The following is a 16,911-nucleotide window of genomic DNA, read 5'->3' on the forward strand; positions in this document are numbered from 1 at the left end:
GTGAAACCTCTGGCACTCCCGGGCGTCTACGCCCCACAGGATGACACGTCGCTGCTGGCGGCAGCGCTGTCCGACGAGCCGCTCGCCAAGGGCGCACGCGTGCTGGACGTCTGCACCGGCACCGGCGCGCTGGCCCTGGAGGCCGCGCGGAAGGGCGGCCGGGTGACCGCGGTGGACGTGTCGTGGCGGGCGGTGTGCACCGCCCGGCTCAACGCGCGTCTGGCCGGACTGCCCGTACGCATCGTGCGCGGGAACCTCTTCGCACCGGTGGCGGGCCAGTCGTTCGACCTGATCCTCACCAACCCGCCGTACGTCCCCGCCCCCGACGCGGACGGCACGCCCCGGGGCGCGGCGCGGGCCTGGGACGCGGGCCGGGACGGGCGGCTCGTGCTGGACCGGATCTGCCGGGAGGCGCCCGCTCTGCTGCGGCCGGGGGGCGTCCTGCTGATGGTCCACTCCGCACTCAGCGGTGCGGAACCGACCCTGCAACTGCTGCGCGCGGCGGGGCTGCGCGCCTCGGTGACCGAGCGCCGGTGGGTCGCGTTCGGCCCCGTGCTGCGCGAACGGGAGGGCTGGCTGCGCGAACGCGGTCTGCTCTCCGCCCACGAGGAGAAGGAAGAGCTGGTGGTCATCCGTGCCGAACGACCCGTCTGACGCCCCGCGCCGGATCACCGTGCAGCGCCGCGGCCCACTCCTGGTGGACGGCCCGGTCGAGGTCGAACTGGAGGACGGCAGCGTCGTGTCGTCCGACCGCTTCCGCGTCGCCCTGTGCACGTGCCGGCTCAGCCGCCGCTACCCCTGGTGCGACACCAGTCACCGCCGCTCGAAGCCCTCGTGAACCGGGGCAGGGGCGCCCGGGCGGGTACGTCCCTCCGCCCGTGACGCCCATGCCGAGGGCCGGCCGACGGCCCCACTCCGTCCGGCCGGCCCTCGGTGCGGGATCGCGTGGTGCTCCGCGACGGGGCTCGCACTCCCCAGTAACGGCCCTCGATCGATGCTCACGGGCCCGCGCGATCCCGGTCTCTCAGAACGCGAAGACGGCCATCCCGTAGGAGTTCTTCACGCACTCGTTCGCGAAGGTGCGTTCGTACGACACCCGTTGGCCCTGCCACACTCCGTCGACGGTGACGACCACCGGATCGAACTGCTTGGTGCACATCACCCCGCTTCTGGTGTCCAGGGCGTTGAAGTCCCCACCGGCGGAGCGGAGTTCGGAACACGCCCGGACAGGATCCGGGTGGGTGCCCGAGGCTGTCGGGGCGCAGCTCAACGTGACGGCGCGTTCGGGGGTGACGGTGGCCGCGCTGTCGCCGTGGCCCGTGGTGAGAACCAGGGCCGAGGGGGCGTAGAGCGAGGCGGGGGCGTGGCCCGGGGCGGCGAGGGCGGAGCCCGCGAGGGGTCCGCAGACGGCGGTGGCCGTCATGGTCAGAGTCGCAGCCCAGCGCGCGGTGTTCGGCATTGTGTGCATCCTTCCGCTGATCTTTTCGGAGGCTGCACCGGCTCGGGTTGGGTGCCGGTGCGGCGAGCGCGAGTCTGCCGAGTCCGGCACGGAAACACACATCGACCCCGTGCGTTTCGGTAACTTTGAGTATTGAATCAGTGGCGTGAAGTCACAGAATTCGAACGTGCAAGCCCCGTAACTGAGGGGTTGATGATCGCCGAAATCGGCCCGCTGGCCGGTTTTCCACGGCTCGGCAATAGGCCTGAAACATTCCGGTTCGGCGCACGTCGGACCCTTTCCGGCGCCCGGATCGTGCGGGATGCGAGGCGCGGGGGACGGGTGGACCCGGCTCCGGCACGGCGGCCGGGCGCGCGTCGCGGGGACGGCGCCGCAGCGGCCGTACGCAATCGGCGCCCGCGCCCGGGCACGGCTCTCGGGGAGACCCCCACACACCTTCACCGCGCCGCACGTGCCACGCCTGTCACCCCCCGCCGCACCTGTCGCGGGGAGCCGGGAGTCGAGGCGGAAGCGACGAGCCGAGAGCCGGGGCGGGAGCGACGAGCCGGGAGTTCGGGCGGGAGCCGGGAGTTGGGGGCCGAGTCCGGCTAGGCCGAGGCCCGCACCACGAGTTCGGGCTCGAAGATCAGCGAGGCGGGCTCGGTGCGCACGCCGCGGATGTGCTCGTCGAGCAACCGCGCCATCGCCGCCGCCATCTCCTCCACCGGCTGGCGCACCGTCGTCAGCGGCGGCCGGCAGGTCACGGCCACGCTGGAATCGTCGAAACCCACCACGGCGACGTCGTCCGGCACCCGCCTGCCGTGCTCCCGCAGCACCTGGCAGGCTCCCTGTGCCATCAGGTCGTTGGCCGCGAACACCCCGTCCACGTCCGGGTGTTCGGCCAGCAGCGCGGACATCGCCGACATCCCGCTGTCCAGGGTGAAGCCGCCCTCGGCGACCGGTACGTGCGGGTGCCCCCGGCGCGCCATCGTGTCCCGGAACCCGGCGAGCCGGTCCTGGCTCGCCCAGACGCCCAGCGGCCCGGAGACCGTGACGATCCGCCGGCACCCCCGGGCCAGCAGATGCTCGGCGGCCAGCCGGGCGCCGTCCCGGTGGGCCAGGTCGACATGGCTGAGCGGCACCGGCCGCGACGGGCGTGCGAACAGCACCGCGGGCACGCCGGCGTCGGCCAGCAGCGCGGGCAGCGGATCGTCCGCGTGCGTGGAGACGACCAGCGCACCGTCCGCGCTGCCCTGCCGCAGATAGCTCAGCGCCTGCTGCCTGGCCTCCACCGACTCGGCGAACATCAGCACCGGATGCATCGAACGGGGCCGCAGATAGCCCACCACTCCCCCGACCACCCGCCCGAAGAAGGGGTCCGCGAACACCCGGGTGGCGAAGCCGTTCTGCTCCCCGTCCGAGGCGTCACCTGCGCCGGAGACGATCAGCGCGACGGTCTCGGTGCGCCGGGTCACCAGGGACCGGGCGGCCCGGTTGGGCGCGTAACCGGTCCGCTCGATGGCCTGGCGCACGACGTCCTGGATGGCCGGATCGACGTTGCGAATGCCGTTGATGACCCGGGACACGGTCGCCCGGGAGACCCCCGCCTCCCGCGCGACGTCCTCCAGCGTAGGAGCCTGTCTGCTCATGCCCGCACCCTAACGGCCCGGTCGGGGAACGGTATAGAGCGCTCTCCCGGCCCCCGGGCCCGGGTCAGCGGGGCGCCGTCACCTCCGTCGCCGTCGTCAGCGGGAGGTCACCGGCCGAGCGCCCCGCCAGCACCCGGTACCGGCCGGGTTCCGTGCGCCAGGCCCGTTCGTCCGGCGACCAGTGCCGCAGGGCGCGGGCCGGCACCTCGATCCGGGCCTCCACCGTCTCCCCCGGGGCCGCCGAGACGGCCGACCACCCCGCGAGCCACCGCACCGGGCGCTCCCACGACGATCCGGGCAGCGCGAGATACACCTGGACGACCTCGCGTCCGGCCCTGGCACCGGTGTTCCGCACGCCGACCCGCACGGTGAACGCCTCCCCGGCCGCAACCGAGGAGGGCGCGCCCACGCTCTCGTAGCACCAGGTCGTGTACCCGAAGCCGTGGCCGAACCAGTAGGCGGGCCGCCGGTGTTCGCGGAGCCAGGCCCGGTAGCCGATGTGCAGGCCCTCGTCGTAGTCGAGCCGGCCCTCCCGGGGCCGGGTCCGGGTGACGGGGGCGTCGGTGAGGGCGGCGGCCCAGGTGGTGGGCAGCCGTCCGCCGGGCTCGGTCCGGCCGAACAGCACGTCGGCCAGGCCGCCGCCCGCCTCCTGCCCCGGGAACCAGGTCAGCAGGACCGCGCCTGCCCGGTCGTGCCAGGGCAGTTCCACCGGACCGCCGCTGTTCACGACCACCACCGTGCGCGGGTTGGCGTCCGTCACGGCGCGCACCAGGTCGTCCTGACGCCCGCCGAGCGCCAGATCCGTGCGGTCGTAGCCCTCCGACTCCCCGTGCTCCGTCGTACCGACGACGACGACCGCCGCGTCCGCCCCGGCGGCCGCCCGTGCCGCGGCGGCCAGGGCCTCGTCGGCGTCGGCCCCGGGCGGTGCGGCGCCGACGACCGTCGCCCGGCCGGTGCCTGCGGCCAGTTCGCGGCGGGCCACCACGTGGACGGGACGTCCGGCGGTCAGGTGGACCCGGCCGTAGTGGGCGGGCGGGTTCACGTGCACGACGGCGGGATCGTCGCATTCCCGCGCGAAGTCACCGTCGACGAGCGCGTGTCCGGCCACCGTGAGGCTCATCCGGCCGAAACCGCCGATGCCGAAGGTCCATGCGCCGGTCGACCTCGGCAGCAGCAGCGCACTGATCTCCACCGTGTGCGCCGCGGGTACCAGCAGCGGCTCCAACTGGCGGCCCGACTGCCGGTGTTCGGCGTAGATCTCGCCGCCTGACGCGTCGAGCATGCGCAGCAGGACTCCCGGGACGCCCGAGCGCGGGTCCCGGCACAGCTGCATGTCGAGGGGCGGTGGCGGTGCGTCCGGGGCGGGTCCCGGCACGTGGACCACGCGGGCCCGGCCGCGCAGCCACGACCGGATGCCGTCCAGGGGGGTGACGACGGCCGACGGGAAGACGCCCGCGCTCCCGCCGCCCTGGACCCGCGGGTGGGTGGCGTGCGCCCCGATCACGGCGACGGTACCGAGGCCGTCCGGGTCGAGGGGCAGCACGTCGCGGTTGTGCAGCAGCACCGTGCTCGCGGCGACGGCGCGGCGCAGCAGGCGCCGTGCGTCCCGCGAGCGGACCGGGGGCGCCGCCGCCCGCGGTCCGCCCAGCGCGCCGGTCCGGGCGGCGAGCCGCAGCAGCCGCCTGACCTTGTCGTCGACGGCGGCGACCGGGACCGCCCCCTCCTCCACCGCGCGGACGAGCGATTCCCCCCACGGACCGTCCGGCCCCGGCATCGCCAGATCGAGACCGGCGCGGGCGGGGCCGGCCGTCGAGCGCACCGCGCCCCAGTCGGACAGCACGACGCCGTCGAAGCCCCACTCCCCCTTGAGGGGCTCGGCGAGCAGGGGACTGGCCGTCAGCGTGTGGCCGTTGACCCCGTTGTATCCGGCCATGACCACCCGGACGCCCGCCTCGACGGCCGCTTCGAACGGCGCGAGGTACACCTCGCGCAGCGCCCGTTCGCCGACCCGGACGTCCACGGTCAGCCGGTCGGTCTCGGAGTCGTTGGCGACGTAGTGCTTCGCGGTGGCGGCCACACCCTGCGCCTGGACGCCGCGGATCAGCGCGGCGCCGGTGCGGCCGGTCAGCTCCGGGTCCTCCGCGAAGCACTCGAAGTGCCGGCCGCCCAGCGGGCTGCGGTGCAGGTTGAGGGTGGGGGCGAGGACGACGTCCACCCCCTTGCGCCGGGCCTCCGCGGCGAGGAGCCCGCCGAGCCGCTCGACCAGGTCCTCGTCCCACAGGGCTCCGAGCGCCGAGGCCGAGGGCAGCAGCAGTGCGGCGTCCCGCTCGTCCCAGGCCTCCCCGCGCACCCCCGCGGGGCCGTCCGACATCACCAACTCCCGAAGCCCCACCGCGGGTTCGGCCCCGGTGCGCCAGGTCGTCGCACCGGTGAGCAGCCGGACCTTCTGCGGCAGGGTCAGCTTGTCGAGCAGGCGCTCCAGCTCTTCGTCGGTCATCGGTTCCGTGCCCCGGTCAGCGGTAGACGCCGAAGTGGTACAGCGAATAGCCCCAGCCGGTCCCGCGGGCGGTTCCGTTGACCCGCACGTACCGTCCGGTGCCGCTGACGTCGAAGTCGTCGACGCCGCCGTTGCCGTCGCTCACCGTGCGGACGGTCTGCCAGTTCTGGCCGTCGTCGGAGGTCTGGACGGTGTAGGCCTTGGCGTACGAGGTCTCCCAGACGAGCTGCACATGGGAGAACGACGTGCGCGCACCGAGGTCGACGCGGATCCACTGCGGGTCGCTCCAGTCGCTGGCCCAGCGGGTGTCGGGCTTGCCGTCGACCGCGTTGGCCGCCGGGCAGGGGCAGTCACCGCTCGCCGGCTGGTACGAGGAGGCGGTGGCCGGCTTGCCGAGGGCGAGGTCGGTCCCGTTCACCGGTGGGGCGACCACACGGATCGAGCGGGTCTCGACGCCGACGTTGCCCTTGCCGTCGGTGGCCTTGACGTAGAGCTTCCACACGCCGGGCCGGTCCGGCGCGGTGAACCTGAGCCTGCCGCCGCCCAGGTCGGTGGCGGGCAGTGAATTGAGCTGCTTGCTCTGGTCGATGTAGTTGCTGCTGACCAGGACCTCGTAGGAGAGCGGGTCGCCCTCGGGGTCGGTGGTCCTCGCGGTGACGGTCACGGCTCGGCCCGCGGGCACCTTGGCCGGATCGGCGTCCAGGGCCAGCTCCGAGATGACGGGCGGGGTGTTGTCGTGCGAGGTGTCCGCCCCGTAGGCCTTCTTCACCGCGTAGTACGACAGGCGCTTCTGGCCGGCGGGCAGCAGGTTGAACCAGATGCCGCCGAAGTCGTACTCGGTTCCGTAGTGGAACATCGTGGCGCCGAGTGCCACACCCCGGTGGCCCGTGATGCAGTTCCAGGCCCGCGTATAGCCCTCGGCCTTGGCGCGGTCGGTGGGTTCCTGCGGTACGCCGTTGGCGTCGTCCGGGACCTCCCACTCCCCCGCCGGCCCGGTCTCCGTGACGATGTACGGCTTGGTGTAGCCGCCCTGTTCCCAGGTGGCCCGCACGTCGCAGACGGCGTTGTAGGAGTTGACCGCGTACAGGTCGAGGTCGGGCGCGTTCCTCTTGTAGTAGGGCCAGGCGCCGGTCCAGGCGTCGGTGGAGGTGACCGGATGGTTGGGGTCGACGGCGTGGATCCTCTTGGTGATGTCGTTGACGAGCGTGGTGTAGGCGTTGCGCTGCCGCTCCAGTTCGTCTCCGCTGTAGCAGTTCTGGAGTCCGAGCACCGACTCGTTGCCCACGTTCCACATCAGGACGCCGGGATTGTCCTTGTAGGTGCCGACCCACTTGGGGAACTCGTCGAGCACCTGGTTCCGGTAGGCGGTGTCCGTCAGGTAGTTGACGCAGCCGCCGCTGCCGGGGCCGCCGCCCGGCTGGAGCCAGAAGCCCGCGATCACCTTGATGCCGTGCGCCGCCGCCGAGTCGAACAGCGGCTTGCTGGAGGCGTCGGTGCCCCAGGTGCGGATGGTGTTGACGCCCATGGACCGCAGGTCGGGCAGGTAGCGGTCGGCGTCGGCGACGGACGGGCCCCAGGTCAGTCCCTTGACCTGGTACGGGCGGCCGTCCACGGACAACTGCCAGTTGCCCTGGGAGCCGGTCACCTTGACGACGCTGCCGGCCGCGTGGGCCTCCTGGGCGGGCAGCGCGAGGGCGCCCGCGGCGAGCAGGGTGGCCACGGCCGGTGCCGCGGCCCGGCGGGCGGCAGTGCGGGATCTGGTCATGTCTGCATCTCCGGTGTGCGGGTGGGGGAGGTCCCGGCCGGGGCGGTGGGTGCCGGCCCGGCCGGGACGTTCCGGGTCAGGGAAGCCGGTAGTTCGCGTCCAGGGCCGCCCCGGCCTCGGGGTGGGTCTGGTCGTAGCCGCGGGCGTCGCACTGGAGCGCGCCGACGACGCAGTGGTCCACGAGCGCCTTCAGCGTGGGGTCGTCCCAGGCGTTGAAGAAGTCGTAGTGGAAGGAGTAGGCCGGGCCGCTCGCCAGCCGCACCTGCGAGAGGTCGCCGTTGACGGGGAAGGCCATCTTGAACTCGATCATCGGCAGCGCCACCGGATGGTCGGCGGGGCAGATGTTGTTGTTCGTGCCGGGGTTGACCACCGGGTAGGCCATGTGACTCTGGTGGTCGGGGGTGTCCAGGAACTTCCCGTCCCAGCAACTCGGCGCCTGGAACCGGATGTTGAGCTGGGTGTCGGGGGTGGTGGGACAGCTGGCGGGGAACTGGACGTTGAAGTAGCTGTTCCCGCACTCCCATCCCTCGACGAAGCCGCGGTGGTTGCGGAACTGCTCGGCGGTCTGCAGGGGGCTGCCGACCACGAAGCGCAGGCCCTTGGGGAAGGACCGGACGCTGGTGTAGTCCGTGACGCCGGCCTTGTAGTAGATCGTCTGCGGTCCGACCGGCAGCACCGCCTGGGTGCCCTTGAACAGGGTGGGCATCCAGTAAGCGGACTTGTCGCCGGGCGCCTTGCAGGTGGTGGACCCCCCTCCCAGGGAGGAGGTGGAACTGGCGGCGTTCGTGGTGGTGTTGCCCATGAAGGTGTGGTCGTGGGACTTGCCGGACTGGCCCGGATAGACGATGGGGTCGTCGGGCCTGGTGTGCGAGACCGAGCAGTTGGCCTGGAACTCGTGGAAGTAGCGGTGGGGCGGCTCCTTGGTGGACGGCTGCACGCCCGTCACCTGCGGTACGGCGGGGATGTAGCCGTCGCCGTCCGGGTCGTCGGGTGAGGCGGCCGTCGACGCCGCCATCGCATGGCCGGCGTGCGAGACCGCGGCCGGTTCGGCCTGCGCCCGCCCGGTGGGCAGCGCGTCGGCGCTCATGGCGACTCCGCCGAGGCCGAGCGAGGTCAGCAGCAGCGCACTGCTGATCAGCATTCCTGAGACGATCTTCGATCTCCGTGCCATGGAGACCTCCTGCCACGTCGAGGGACGGTGGGGGTCGAGCGGCCGTGGGGGCGGTGGTGCGCGGTGCTCCCGCGGCCGCTCGCAGACGGACGATCACCTGTGCCGGAAACAGGTGGGAGAGCGCTCTCCCGCCCTGGAGTGTTGTGGCGCCGATGCGGGAGTGTCAAGGGATCCGACGCGGTGTCATATGAGCGCCGTCAAGCACCTCTTGAACTCAATCCCGGATCCGCGATCCGTACCGGGCGAGACGCCTGAGGCGCCGAACCACACCAAATCGCCGCGTAGTTACCGTTCATTCCGCAACAACTCGCGGGACTCCGGTCCCAACTCTTGACGCGTCGTTCACACGGATGAAGCATGCATCGGCGAGAGAGCGCTCCCAGACACCCCACACCGTTCATTTCCTGAACCAGGAGAGTCGCCCCCCATGCCCCCTGCCCCCACGGGTCCCTCGCCCGCCGACCGGTCCCCCCTCGCCCGGCGCACGATGCTCGGCGCCCTGGCCGCCGCGGCGGCCGCGCCCGGTCTGCTCGCCGCGTCCTCGCCCGCCCAGGCGGCGCCGGACGCGGCCGCCGCCCTGCCCGGCGGCGGAGATCTCGGACCGAACGTGATCGTCTTCGACCCTTCCACCTCCGGCATCCAGGCCAAGCTGGACCAGGTGTTCGCGCAACAGGAGTCGGCCCAGTTCGGCACCGGCCGCTTCGCGCTGCTGTTCAAACCGGGCACGTACAACGGGCTCAACGCGCAGCTCGGCTTCTACACCTCGATCGCGGGTCTCGGGCTCTCCCCGGACGACACCACGATCAACGGCGACGTGACCGTCGACGCGGGCTGGTTCAACGGCAACGCCACCCAGAACTTCTGGCGCTCCGCGGAGAACCTCGCCCTCAAGCCCGTCAACGGCACCAACCGCTGGGCCGTCGCCCAGGCGGCGCCCTTCCGCCGCATGCACGTCAAGGGCGGCCTCAACCTCGCCCCGAACGGCTACGGCTGGGCGTCCGGCGGCTACATCGCCGACAGCCGCATCGACGGCACGGTCGGCCCTTACTCCCAGCAGCAGTGGTACACCCGCGACAGCTCCGTGGGCGGCTGGACCAACGCCGTCTGGAACATGGTGTTCTCGGGCGTCCAGGGCGCCCCGGCGCAGAGCTTCCCCAACCCGCCGTACAGCACGCTCGACACCACCCCCGTCTCCCGAGAGAAGCCCTTCCTCTACCTGGACGGGAGCAATTACCGCGTCTTCCTGCCGGAGAAGCGCACGAACGCACGGGGCACCACCTGGGGCAGCGGCACACCGCGCGGCACCTCACTGCCGCTCACGCAGTTCTACGTGGCCAGGCCCGGCGTCACCGCGGCGACGCTCAACGCCGCGCTGGACCAGGGCCTGCACCTGCTGCTGACCCCGGGGATCTACCACCTCGACCAGCCGGTCCAGGTCAAGCGGGCCAACACCGTGGTGCTGGGCCTCGGTTACGCCACGCTGATCCCGGACAACGGTGTCACCGCCCTCAAGGTCGCCGACGTCGACGGCGTCCGGCTCGCCGGCTTCCTCATCGACGCCGGTCCCGTGAACTCGCCCACCCTGCTCGAGGTCGGGCCGGCCGGAGCCGCGGCGGACCACTCCGCCAACCCGACCACCGTGCAGGACGTGTTCATCCGCATCGGCGGGGCGGGAGCGGGCAAGGCCACCACCAGCATGGTGATCAACAGCCGGCACACCATCATCGACCACACCTGGGTCTGGCGCGCCGACCACGGCACCGGGGTCGGCTGGGAGACCAACCGCGCCGACTACGGCATCCGTGTCAACGGCGACGACGTGCTGGCGACGGGCCTCTTCGTGGAGCACTTCAACAAGTACGACGTCCAGTGGTACGGACAGCGCGGCCGCACGATCTTCTTCCAGAACGAGAAGGCGTACGACGCCCCGAACCAGGCCGCCATCCAGAACGGCTCCGTCAAGGGGTACGCCGCCTACAAGGTCGGCGACTCCGTGACCACGCACGAGGGCTGGGGCCTCGGCAGTTACTGCTACTACAACGTGGACCCCACGATCGTGCAGCACCACGGATTCGCCGCACCGAACCGGGCCGGAGTGAAGTTCCACAACCTGCTGGTGGTCTCGCTCGGCGGCAACGGCCAGTACGAGCGCGTCATCAACGACACGGGCGCCCCGACCTCCGGCACCTCGACCGTGCCGTCCACGGTCGTCTCCTACCCCTGACCGCCCCGCACCCCGCCCGCCGCCCGGCACCGCCACGGCGGGCGGGACCCGCGCCGGGCACCGGTCCGGTCCCGGCCGCGGGGCGGACGGAGCGGTCAGGTCGCTCAAGCGGGCCCCGAGAGATCTCGATGCAAGCGGGCTGCGGAACAAGCCGCAGCTCACGGCGCCTCCCCCCGGTCCGCCGGAACGTCGGCCACGGCAAGGCGCCTGCGGAGCAACGGGCTCGTGGCCTCCCCACGCCCCCCAAATCCCTCCCCCCACAACGAGGTTCACCATGTCCACGCACCATTCACGCACCCTCACGTCGGGCAGGCCGGCCGCGTTCGCGGCCACCGCCCTTCTCGTGGCGACCGGTCTGTCGGTGGCCGGCCCGGCCACGGACCGTGCCGACGCCACGGTCGCCGCACAGACCTGGTCGGACGAGTTCGACGGTGCCGCGGGCAGCGCGCCGGACGCCGCCAAGTGGACCCGAGAAACCGGCGGTTCGGGCAACGGCAACAACGAATTGCAGTACTACACGGAGAGCACGGACAACGCCGCGCTCGACGGCGACGGCCACCTGGTGATCACCGCCCGCCCCGCCGACCCGTCCGCAGGACTGAACTGCTGGTACGGAGCCTGCGCGTACACCTCCGCCCGGCTCAACACGGCCCGCACGTTCACCCAGGCCTACGGCCGCTTCGAGGCCCGCATCAAAATCCCCCGCGGACAGGGGATCTGGCCCGCCTTCTGGATGCTCGGCGACGACCTCGGCAGCGCCGGATGGCCCACCAGCGGCGAGATCGACGTCATGGAGAACATCGGCAAGGAGCCGGGCACCGTGCACGGCACGATCCACGGCCCCGGATACTCCGGTGCCGGGGGGATCGGCGCCCCCTACTCGCTCCCCGACGGCCGGGCCTTCGCCGACGACTTCCACACCTTCGCCGTGGAGTGGTCGCCCGACGCCCTCACCTGGTCGGTGGACGGCACGGTCTACCAGACACGCACGCCGGCGGACGTGGGCGGCGACAAGTGGGTGTTCGACCACCCCTTCTTCCTGATCCTCAACCTCGCCGTCGGCGGCAACTGGCCCGGCGAGCCCGACGCGTCCACCACGTTCCCCCAGACCATGACGGTCGACTACGTCCGCGTATCGGCCCGGGACTAGAACCCCCGGACCCGATCGGCACAAGCCGCGGGCATCCGGCGCTCCCCGACAGCCCGGGTCCCGCGCGTACCACCTCCCCCACGAGAACAGGAACCACATGATCACCCGCAGAAGGATGTTCGCCTCCCTCGCCGCCGCCGCCGTCGCGGGCCCGGGGCTCGCCCTGGTCGCGCCCCGCGCGCTGGGCGCCGCCGTCTCCGGCACCGGCACCGCGGCCGCCGGAGCGCTCCCGCTGACCATCGCCAACTCCACCGGCGAGTACGCCAATTCATCGGTCCACGTCTACATCGTCGGCAACCAGGACGGACGCCAGGTCCGCGTCACCCCGGAGGGGAACCTGGCGCCGGTCGCCCTGTCCGACAACGGTGCCGACGGTTATACGGACTACGCGATCCCCCTGGCGTCCAGCGGTGAGACAACGTTGTCCCTCCCCTACATGTCCGGTCGCATCTACGTCGCGCTGGGCAGCAGGCTGAAGTTCAAGGCCGTCACCGACGGAGCGGGCAACGCGGCTCTGCAGTACCCGGCGGGCTGGGTCGCCTCCGACCCCAACTACGAGGTGCTGCACGACTGCGCCGAGTTCACCTACAACTCGGCCGGGATGTTCTGCAACACGACGATGGTCGACATGTTCAGCGTGCCGATGGCGATCCGGCTCACCGGTTCCGCCGACCGGACGACCGGCACGCTGGTCGCCGGTGGACGCGACCAGGTCTTCGCCGCTCTGCGGGCCGTCGACGCCTTCGCGCCGCTGGTCGTGGACGACCGCCGGGTCATCGCGCCCGGGCACGGTCTCGACGCCGGCCTCTTCCCCAGGGACTATCTGGCCTCGTACATCGACGAGGCGTGGAGCACCTACGCGGGCAAGTACCTGCGGGTCACCACCAACGCCGGGACGTTCACCGGGCGGGTGAGCGGGAGCAGCCTCTCCTTCACCGGGCCGGCGTCCGTGTCCTTCGCCAAGCCCTCCACCCGCGACGTGCTCTTCTGCGACGGCGCCCTCGCCGCCCCCAACGACGGCACGACCGGTCCCGTCGCCGCGGTCCTCGGAGCCGCGTTCAACCGTACGACCCTGGTAGGCACCGCGGCGCAGCCGACCACCGATCCGGCGTCCTTCTACCGGACGGCGGTCACCAACCACTACGCCAAGGCGGTGCACGCCGCCACGGCCGACGGGAAGGCGTACGGCTTCGCCTTCGACGACGTGGCGGACTTCGCCTCGTACATCCAGGACACCGCCCCGGCCGGCATCCGGCTGACCCTGACCCCGTTCGCCTGACCGCTGTCGGGGTGTCGCCCGTCGGGGTCCTTCGTGCCGCACCGGCGCGAAGGACCCCGACGGGCCCTCACCTGCCGATGGTGCGGGCGACGTCCAGCGTGAGCCGGTGCCAGGGGTCGCGCGGATCCCGGCCCGTCAGGTCGTGGATGCGGCGCAGCCGGTAGCGCAGGGACTGCGGGTGGAGGTGCAGTGCGCGGGCGGCCGCGTTCGCCGAGCCGGTGTCGAGGTAGGCGGTGAGCGCCTCCAGCAGGTGGCGTCCGCCGGGGTCGGCGAGAGGCCCCAGCACGAGCCTTCCGATGTGGTCCGGCGCGGCGGCCGGATGCCCGGCGAGCAGTGCCAGTACATGAGCGTCGGCGTCGGTGAGGAGGTGACCGGGCCGGTGGGCGTGGGCCGGCGCCGTGTCGAGGGCGTCGGCGGCGAGGCGGTGGGCCGCCGCGACCCGGTCGAGCCCCTCGCCCGGGACCACGCAGCCGCGCCAGGACCGTCCGGCCAGCACGGCTCCGGCCTGTTCGGCGGCGGTGACGGGCAGCAGCAGCACGGCACGCGAACCCCGTACGGTCGCCAGGGGCGTGGTGTCGCCGCCGGGCGCGGCCAGCGCGTCGAGAAGGCCGGCCGCGGCGTCGTGGGACATGTCCGAGCCGTCCGGGGCGGCCGGCTCGGCGACCAACAGGCAGTAGGGGTCGGGCAGATGGACGCCCAGCCTGGCCGACCGGTCGGCCAGGGCACCCGTCGAGGCGTGCCGGCCCGCGATCAGGTCGTCGAGCAGCAGGCGCAGCGCCCGGCCGCGGTCGCCCGCGAGGTCCTCGCTGGTGGCCGCGTACGCCGTGGCCATCTCCTCGGCGAGGGTGTCGAGCGTGGTGAGCAGCATCCGGGTGAGCGCGAAGGCGTCCGCGGCCGGGAGGTCCGGAGCCCGGGCCGCGATCTCGTCCGTGAGGACGGTCGCCGCCACCCGGTAGGCGCGCAGCACCGCCCGGACCGGGCGTCCGTCGGCCGCGCGGGCCGCCGCGATGCCGCGGAACCGCCGCAGGTCCGCCGCCTCCAGGACGCCGTCGGTGGCCCACAGGTGCAGCAGCCGTTCCAGGCCCCAGGCCGCGATGGCCCGGACCTCCGGCAGCCGGCTGCCGTCGAGGGCGGTGTAGACGGGGACCTGGGCGTGCACCGCTGCGACGACCGCCGTCACCACGTGCGGGTCGGCGGTCATCTCCTGCCGGACCCGTTCGCGGGCTTCCCGCACCGGGGCGCGGCCGGTGTCCTTCGAGGTCTCGCTTGTCACCCTGTGATGATTCCAGCCGCGCGATGTGCGCACCATGGTGGACGGGCCTTGTCACACTCGCCAGGATCGACGTCGTACAGCGCGGTCTCAGGGACGAGAGGCGGGACGTACGGATGGCGAAGCACTGGGCCGACTTCCAGTACGAGATCTATCTGAACGGGATGACGGGAGCCGTACCGCGGCTGCCCACCGATCTGACGCGGCTGGAGGAACTCACCGAGCAGCGGCTCGGCCCCGGTCCGGTCGGCTATGTCGCGGGCAGCGCGGGCAACGGCAGCACCGCCCGCGCCAACCGGGCCGCGCTGGAGCGGCGCAGGATCGTGCCGCGCATGCTGCGGGACGTGCACGAGCGCGATCTGTCGGTGGAGGTGCTGGGGCGTTCCCTGCCCGCGCCGCTGCTGCTCGCGCCGGTGGGCGTGCTGTCGATCATGCATCCGGACGCCGAGTGCGCGGCCGCGCGGGCCGCGGCGGCGCAGGGTGTGCCGTTCATCCTGTCCTCCGCCTCCAGCACTCCCCTGGAGCAGGTCGCGGAGGCGATGGGCGACGCGGAACGCTGGTTCCAGCTGTACTGGGCCAAGGACCGCGAGGTCACCAGGAGTTTCCTGGACCGCGCGAAGGCGGCCGGATACACCGCGCTCGTCGTCACGCTCGACACCCCGCTGCTGGCCTGGCGGCCACGCGATCTCGACCAGGCCTACCTGCCTTTCCTGCACGGCGTGGGCACCGCCAACTACTTCTCGGATCCGGCGTTCCGGGCGGGGCTGGCCAAGCCGGTGCACGAGGACCCGAACGCGGCCGTCATGCATTTCGTGGGGATGTTCGCCGACCCCGGCAAGACCTGGCCGGACCTGGAGTTCCTCCGGGAGAACTGGGACGGCCCGATCCTCCTCAAGGGGGTGCTGCACCCGGACGACGCCCGCCGGGCCGCCAGCGCCGGGATGGACGGCGTGATCGTCTCCAACCACGGGGGCCGCCAGGTGGCCGGTTCGGTCGCGGCGGCGGACGCGCTGCCCCGCGTCGTGGAGGCCGCGGGCGACCGGCTGGCCGTCCTGTTCGACAGCGGGATCCGCACCGGCGACGACATCTTCAAGGCGCTCGCCCTCGGGGCGCGGGCGGTACTCGTGGGTCGCCCGTACGCGTACGGGCTGGGGCTCGACGGGCAGGCGGGCGTGGAGCACGTGATCCGCTGCCTGCTCGCCGAACTGGACCTCACCCTGGCCCTGTCCGGACACGCCGGCCCCGCGACCGTCGGCCCCGACGACCTGATCGAGGAGACCGCATGACCACCGCCCGGACGTCCGGGGACGGCACCGCACCGTCCGCCAGGAGCGCCGTGCCCGCCGAGCAGGGCCCCGTGAAGAACGTCCTCGCCGTTGTCTCGCCGCACGTCGGCGGCCGTACCGCCGGGGCGGGGCTCGCCACCGTCTTTCCGGGGCGGGCCCGGGTGACCGTCGTCGAGGCGGCCGACGAGGATCCGGCCGCGCTGCGCGAGGCGCATGTGATCATCACCGGTCTCGCGCCCGTCGACGCGGCACACATCGCGGCCGCACCGGACCTGGAGCTGATCCAGTGCGCGAGCCACGGTTTCGACTACGTCGACCTGGACGCTGCGCGGAACCGGGGACTGCCCGTCTGCAACATCGGTTCCAGCGGCGCCGAGAAGCAGAACGTGGCCGAGCAGACCTTCGCCCTGATGCTCGCCCTGGCCAAACAGCTGGTGCCGGCCCACACCGCGCTGGTCGACGCCGACTGGGCCCTGCCGCGCCTGCAGCGGTCCATCACGGAACTGTCCGGCAAGACGCTGGGCATCGTCGGGCTCGGCCACATCGGCGAGGAGGTGGCCCGGCGGGCCGTCGCCTTCGACATGAGCATCGTGTACGCCGGTCCGCAGCCCCTGGGCCCCGACGCCGAGGCCCGGCTGGGCGGCGCCCGCCACGTCGGGCTCGACGAGCTGCTGCGCGTCTCGGACTACGTCTCCCTGCACGCGCCGCTCACCGACGCGACCCGGCACCTGCTGAACGCCGAGCGGCTCGCGCTCCTCAAGCCGACCGCGTTCGTCGTGAACACCGCCCGGGGCGCGCTGATCGACCAGGACGCCCTCGCGGACGCGCTGGAGGCCGGCGCCCTGGCCGGTGCGGGCATCGACGTCTTCGACCCGGAACCGCCCACCGCCGCCCTGCGGCTGCTCAAGGCGCCGAACGTGGTGCTCTCGCCGCACGTCGCCGGTGTCACCCGGGAGACGCTCGTCCGGATCGCGCTGGCCGCGGTACAGAACGTGGCGGACTTCGTCGCCGGGAAGCCGCTCCGGGACGTGGTGTCCTAGGCCGCGTCCGCAGAGCGCCCTCCGTCCGCCCGGAGGGCGGGCCCGGCGGCGGCGTCCGGTGCGTGCTCTCGGCGTGCCGGGTGCACGGCCTCGTACTGGATGTACTCGGCCTTGCGCCCGGTGCGGCGAGAGCACGCACCGG

12 protein-coding genes and 1 pseudogene are annotated in these 16,911 nt (G+C 72.7%); 7 read left to right on the forward strand and 6 right to left on the reverse strand.

Features of this window, described 5'->3' with window-relative positions; genetic code table 11:
* Both ACZ4NT_RS20390 and ACZ4NT_RS20395 read left to right on the forward strand, forming a co-directional pair.
* Entirely contained in the window at window positions 1-654 is a 654-nt protein-coding gene (locus tag ACZ4NT_RS20390) for a HemK2/MTQ2 family protein methyltransferase (protein ID WP_467726721.1), read from the forward strand.
* The gene (locus tag ACZ4NT_RS20395) at window positions 635-838 is read left to right on the forward strand and encodes a CDGSH iron-sulfur domain-containing protein (RefSeq protein ID WP_121407512.1); all 204 of its coding nucleotides are present in this window, start codon (window positions 635-637) and stop codon (window positions 836-838) included. The genes ACZ4NT_RS20390 and ACZ4NT_RS20395 overlap by 20 nt, the downstream gene beginning before the upstream one ends.
* A gap of 186 nt (window positions 839-1,024) precedes the next feature.
* On the opposite strand, the gene ACZ4NT_RS20400 is transcribed toward ACZ4NT_RS20395, so the two are convergent.
* The 5 genes from ACZ4NT_RS20400 to ACZ4NT_RS20420 all read right to left on the reverse strand — a co-directional run bounded on the left by ACZ4NT_RS20400 (window position 1,025) and on the right by ACZ4NT_RS20420 (window position 8,520).
* Window positions 1,025-1,459, reverse strand: coding sequence for a protease inhibitor (locus tag ACZ4NT_RS20400; protein ID WP_121407511.1), 435 nt, complete (start codon window positions 1,457-1,459; stop codon window positions 1,025-1,027).
* Between the two features lie 587 nt (window positions 1,460-2,046).
* The gene (locus tag ACZ4NT_RS20405; protein ID WP_121407510.1) at window positions 2,047-3,087 is read right to left on the reverse strand and encodes a LacI family DNA-binding transcriptional regulator; all 1,041 of its coding nucleotides are present in this window, start codon (window positions 3,085-3,087) and stop codon (window positions 2,047-2,049) included.
* Window positions 3,088-3,151: 64 nt separating this feature from the next.
* Complete coding sequence (locus ACZ4NT_RS20410; RefSeq protein ID WP_467726724.1) at window positions 3,152-5,584, reverse strand: glycoside hydrolase family 3 C-terminal domain-containing protein; 2,433 nt, start codon at window positions 5,582-5,584, stop codon at window positions 3,152-3,154.
* 16 nt (window positions 5,585-5,600) lie between these two features.
* Entirely contained in the window at window positions 5,601-7,349 is a 1,749-nt protein-coding gene (locus tag ACZ4NT_RS20415; protein WP_467726725.1) for a discoidin domain-containing protein, read from the reverse strand.
* Window positions 7,350-7,425: 76 nt separating this feature from the next.
* Entirely contained in the window at window positions 7,426-8,520 is a 1,095-nt protein-coding gene (locus ACZ4NT_RS20420) for a DUF1996 domain-containing protein (protein WP_467726727.1), read from the reverse strand.
* A gap of 427 nt (window positions 8,521-8,947) precedes the next feature.
* On the opposite strand from ACZ4NT_RS20420, the gene ACZ4NT_RS20425 reads away from it, so the two are divergent.
* The 3 genes and pseudogenes from ACZ4NT_RS20425 (at window position 8,948) to ACZ4NT_RS20435 (ending at window position 13,173) form a co-directional block, all read left to right on the forward strand.
* Window positions 8,948-10,744, forward strand: coding sequence for a coagulation factor 5/8 type domain-containing protein (locus ACZ4NT_RS20425; RefSeq protein ID WP_467726729.1), 1,797 nt, complete (start codon window positions 8,948-8,950; stop codon window positions 10,742-10,744).
* A gap of 274 nt (window positions 10,745-11,018) precedes the next feature.
* Window positions 11,019-11,891, forward strand: a pseudogene (locus ACZ4NT_RS20430) (glycoside hydrolase family 16 protein); the annotation flags it as partial.
* Between the two features lie 100 nt (window positions 11,892-11,991).
* A complete protein-coding gene (locus tag ACZ4NT_RS20435) occupies window positions 11,992-13,173 on the forward strand; it encodes a glycoside hydrolase family 64 protein (RefSeq protein WP_467726731.1) in 1,182 nt (393 codons plus the stop codon).
* Between the two features lie 67 nt (window positions 13,174-13,240).
* On the opposite strand, the gene ACZ4NT_RS20440 is transcribed toward ACZ4NT_RS20435, so the two are convergent.
* Complete coding sequence (locus tag ACZ4NT_RS20440; RefSeq protein WP_467726733.1) at window positions 13,241-14,446, reverse strand: PucR family transcriptional regulator; 1,206 nt, start codon at window positions 14,444-14,446, stop codon at window positions 13,241-13,243.
* A 113-nt stretch (window positions 14,447-14,559) separates the two neighbouring features.
* On the opposite strand from ACZ4NT_RS20440, the gene ACZ4NT_RS20445 reads away from it, so the two are divergent.
* Both ACZ4NT_RS20445 and ACZ4NT_RS20450 read left to right on the forward strand, forming a co-directional pair.
* Window positions 14,560-15,729: a lactate 2-monooxygenase gene (locus ACZ4NT_RS20445; RefSeq protein ID WP_121407502.1), complete on the forward strand. Its 1,170-nt coding sequence runs from the start codon at window positions 14,560-14,562 to the stop codon at window positions 15,727-15,729.
* Entirely contained in the window at window positions 15,726-16,769 is a 1,044-nt protein-coding gene (locus ACZ4NT_RS20450; RefSeq protein WP_121407501.1) for an NAD(P)-dependent oxidoreductase, read from the forward strand. Before ACZ4NT_RS20445 ends, ACZ4NT_RS20450 begins: the two co-directional genes overlap by 4 nt.
* Window positions 16,770-16,911 lie beyond the last annotated feature (142 nt).

The sequence above is a fragment of the Streptomyces sp. NPDC026417 genome (assembly GCF_055567695.1).

Excerpts from the sequence above, each read along its gene's own strand:
- ACZ4NT_RS20400 (WP_121407511.1), bottom strand. The coding sequence starts at position 1,459 with ATGCCGAACACCGCGCGCTGGGCTGCGACTCTGACCATGACGGCCACC.
- ACZ4NT_RS20405 (WP_121407510.1), bottom strand. The coding sequence starts at position 3,087 with ATGAGCAGACAGGCTCCTACGCTGGAGGACGTCGCGCGGGAGGCGGGG.
- ACZ4NT_RS20410 (WP_467726724.1), bottom strand. The coding sequence starts at position 5,584 with ATGACCGACGAAGAGCTGGAGCGCCTGCTCGACAAGCTGACCCTGCCG.
- ACZ4NT_RS20415 (WP_467726725.1), bottom strand. The coding sequence starts at position 7,349 with ATGACCAGATCCCGCACTGCCGCCCGCCGGGCCGCGGCACCGGCCGTG.
- ACZ4NT_RS20420 (WP_467726727.1), bottom strand. The coding sequence starts at position 8,520 with ATGGCACGGAGATCGAAGATCGTCTCAGGAATGCTGATCAGCAGTGCG.
- ACZ4NT_RS20425 (WP_467726729.1), top strand. The coding sequence starts at position 8,948 with ATGCCCCCTGCCCCCACGGGTCCCTCGCCCGCCGACCGGTCCCCCCTC.
- ACZ4NT_RS20435 (WP_467726731.1), top strand. The coding sequence starts at position 11,992 with ATGATCACCCGCAGAAGGATGTTCGCCTCCCTCGCCGCCGCCGCCGTC.
- ACZ4NT_RS20445 (WP_121407502.1), top strand. The coding sequence starts at position 14,560 with ATGGCGAAGCACTGGGCCGACTTCCAGTACGAGATCTATCTGAACGGG.
- ACZ4NT_RS20450 (WP_121407501.1), top strand. The coding sequence starts at position 15,726 with ATGACCACCGCCCGGACGTCCGGGGACGGCACCGCACCGTCCGCCAGG.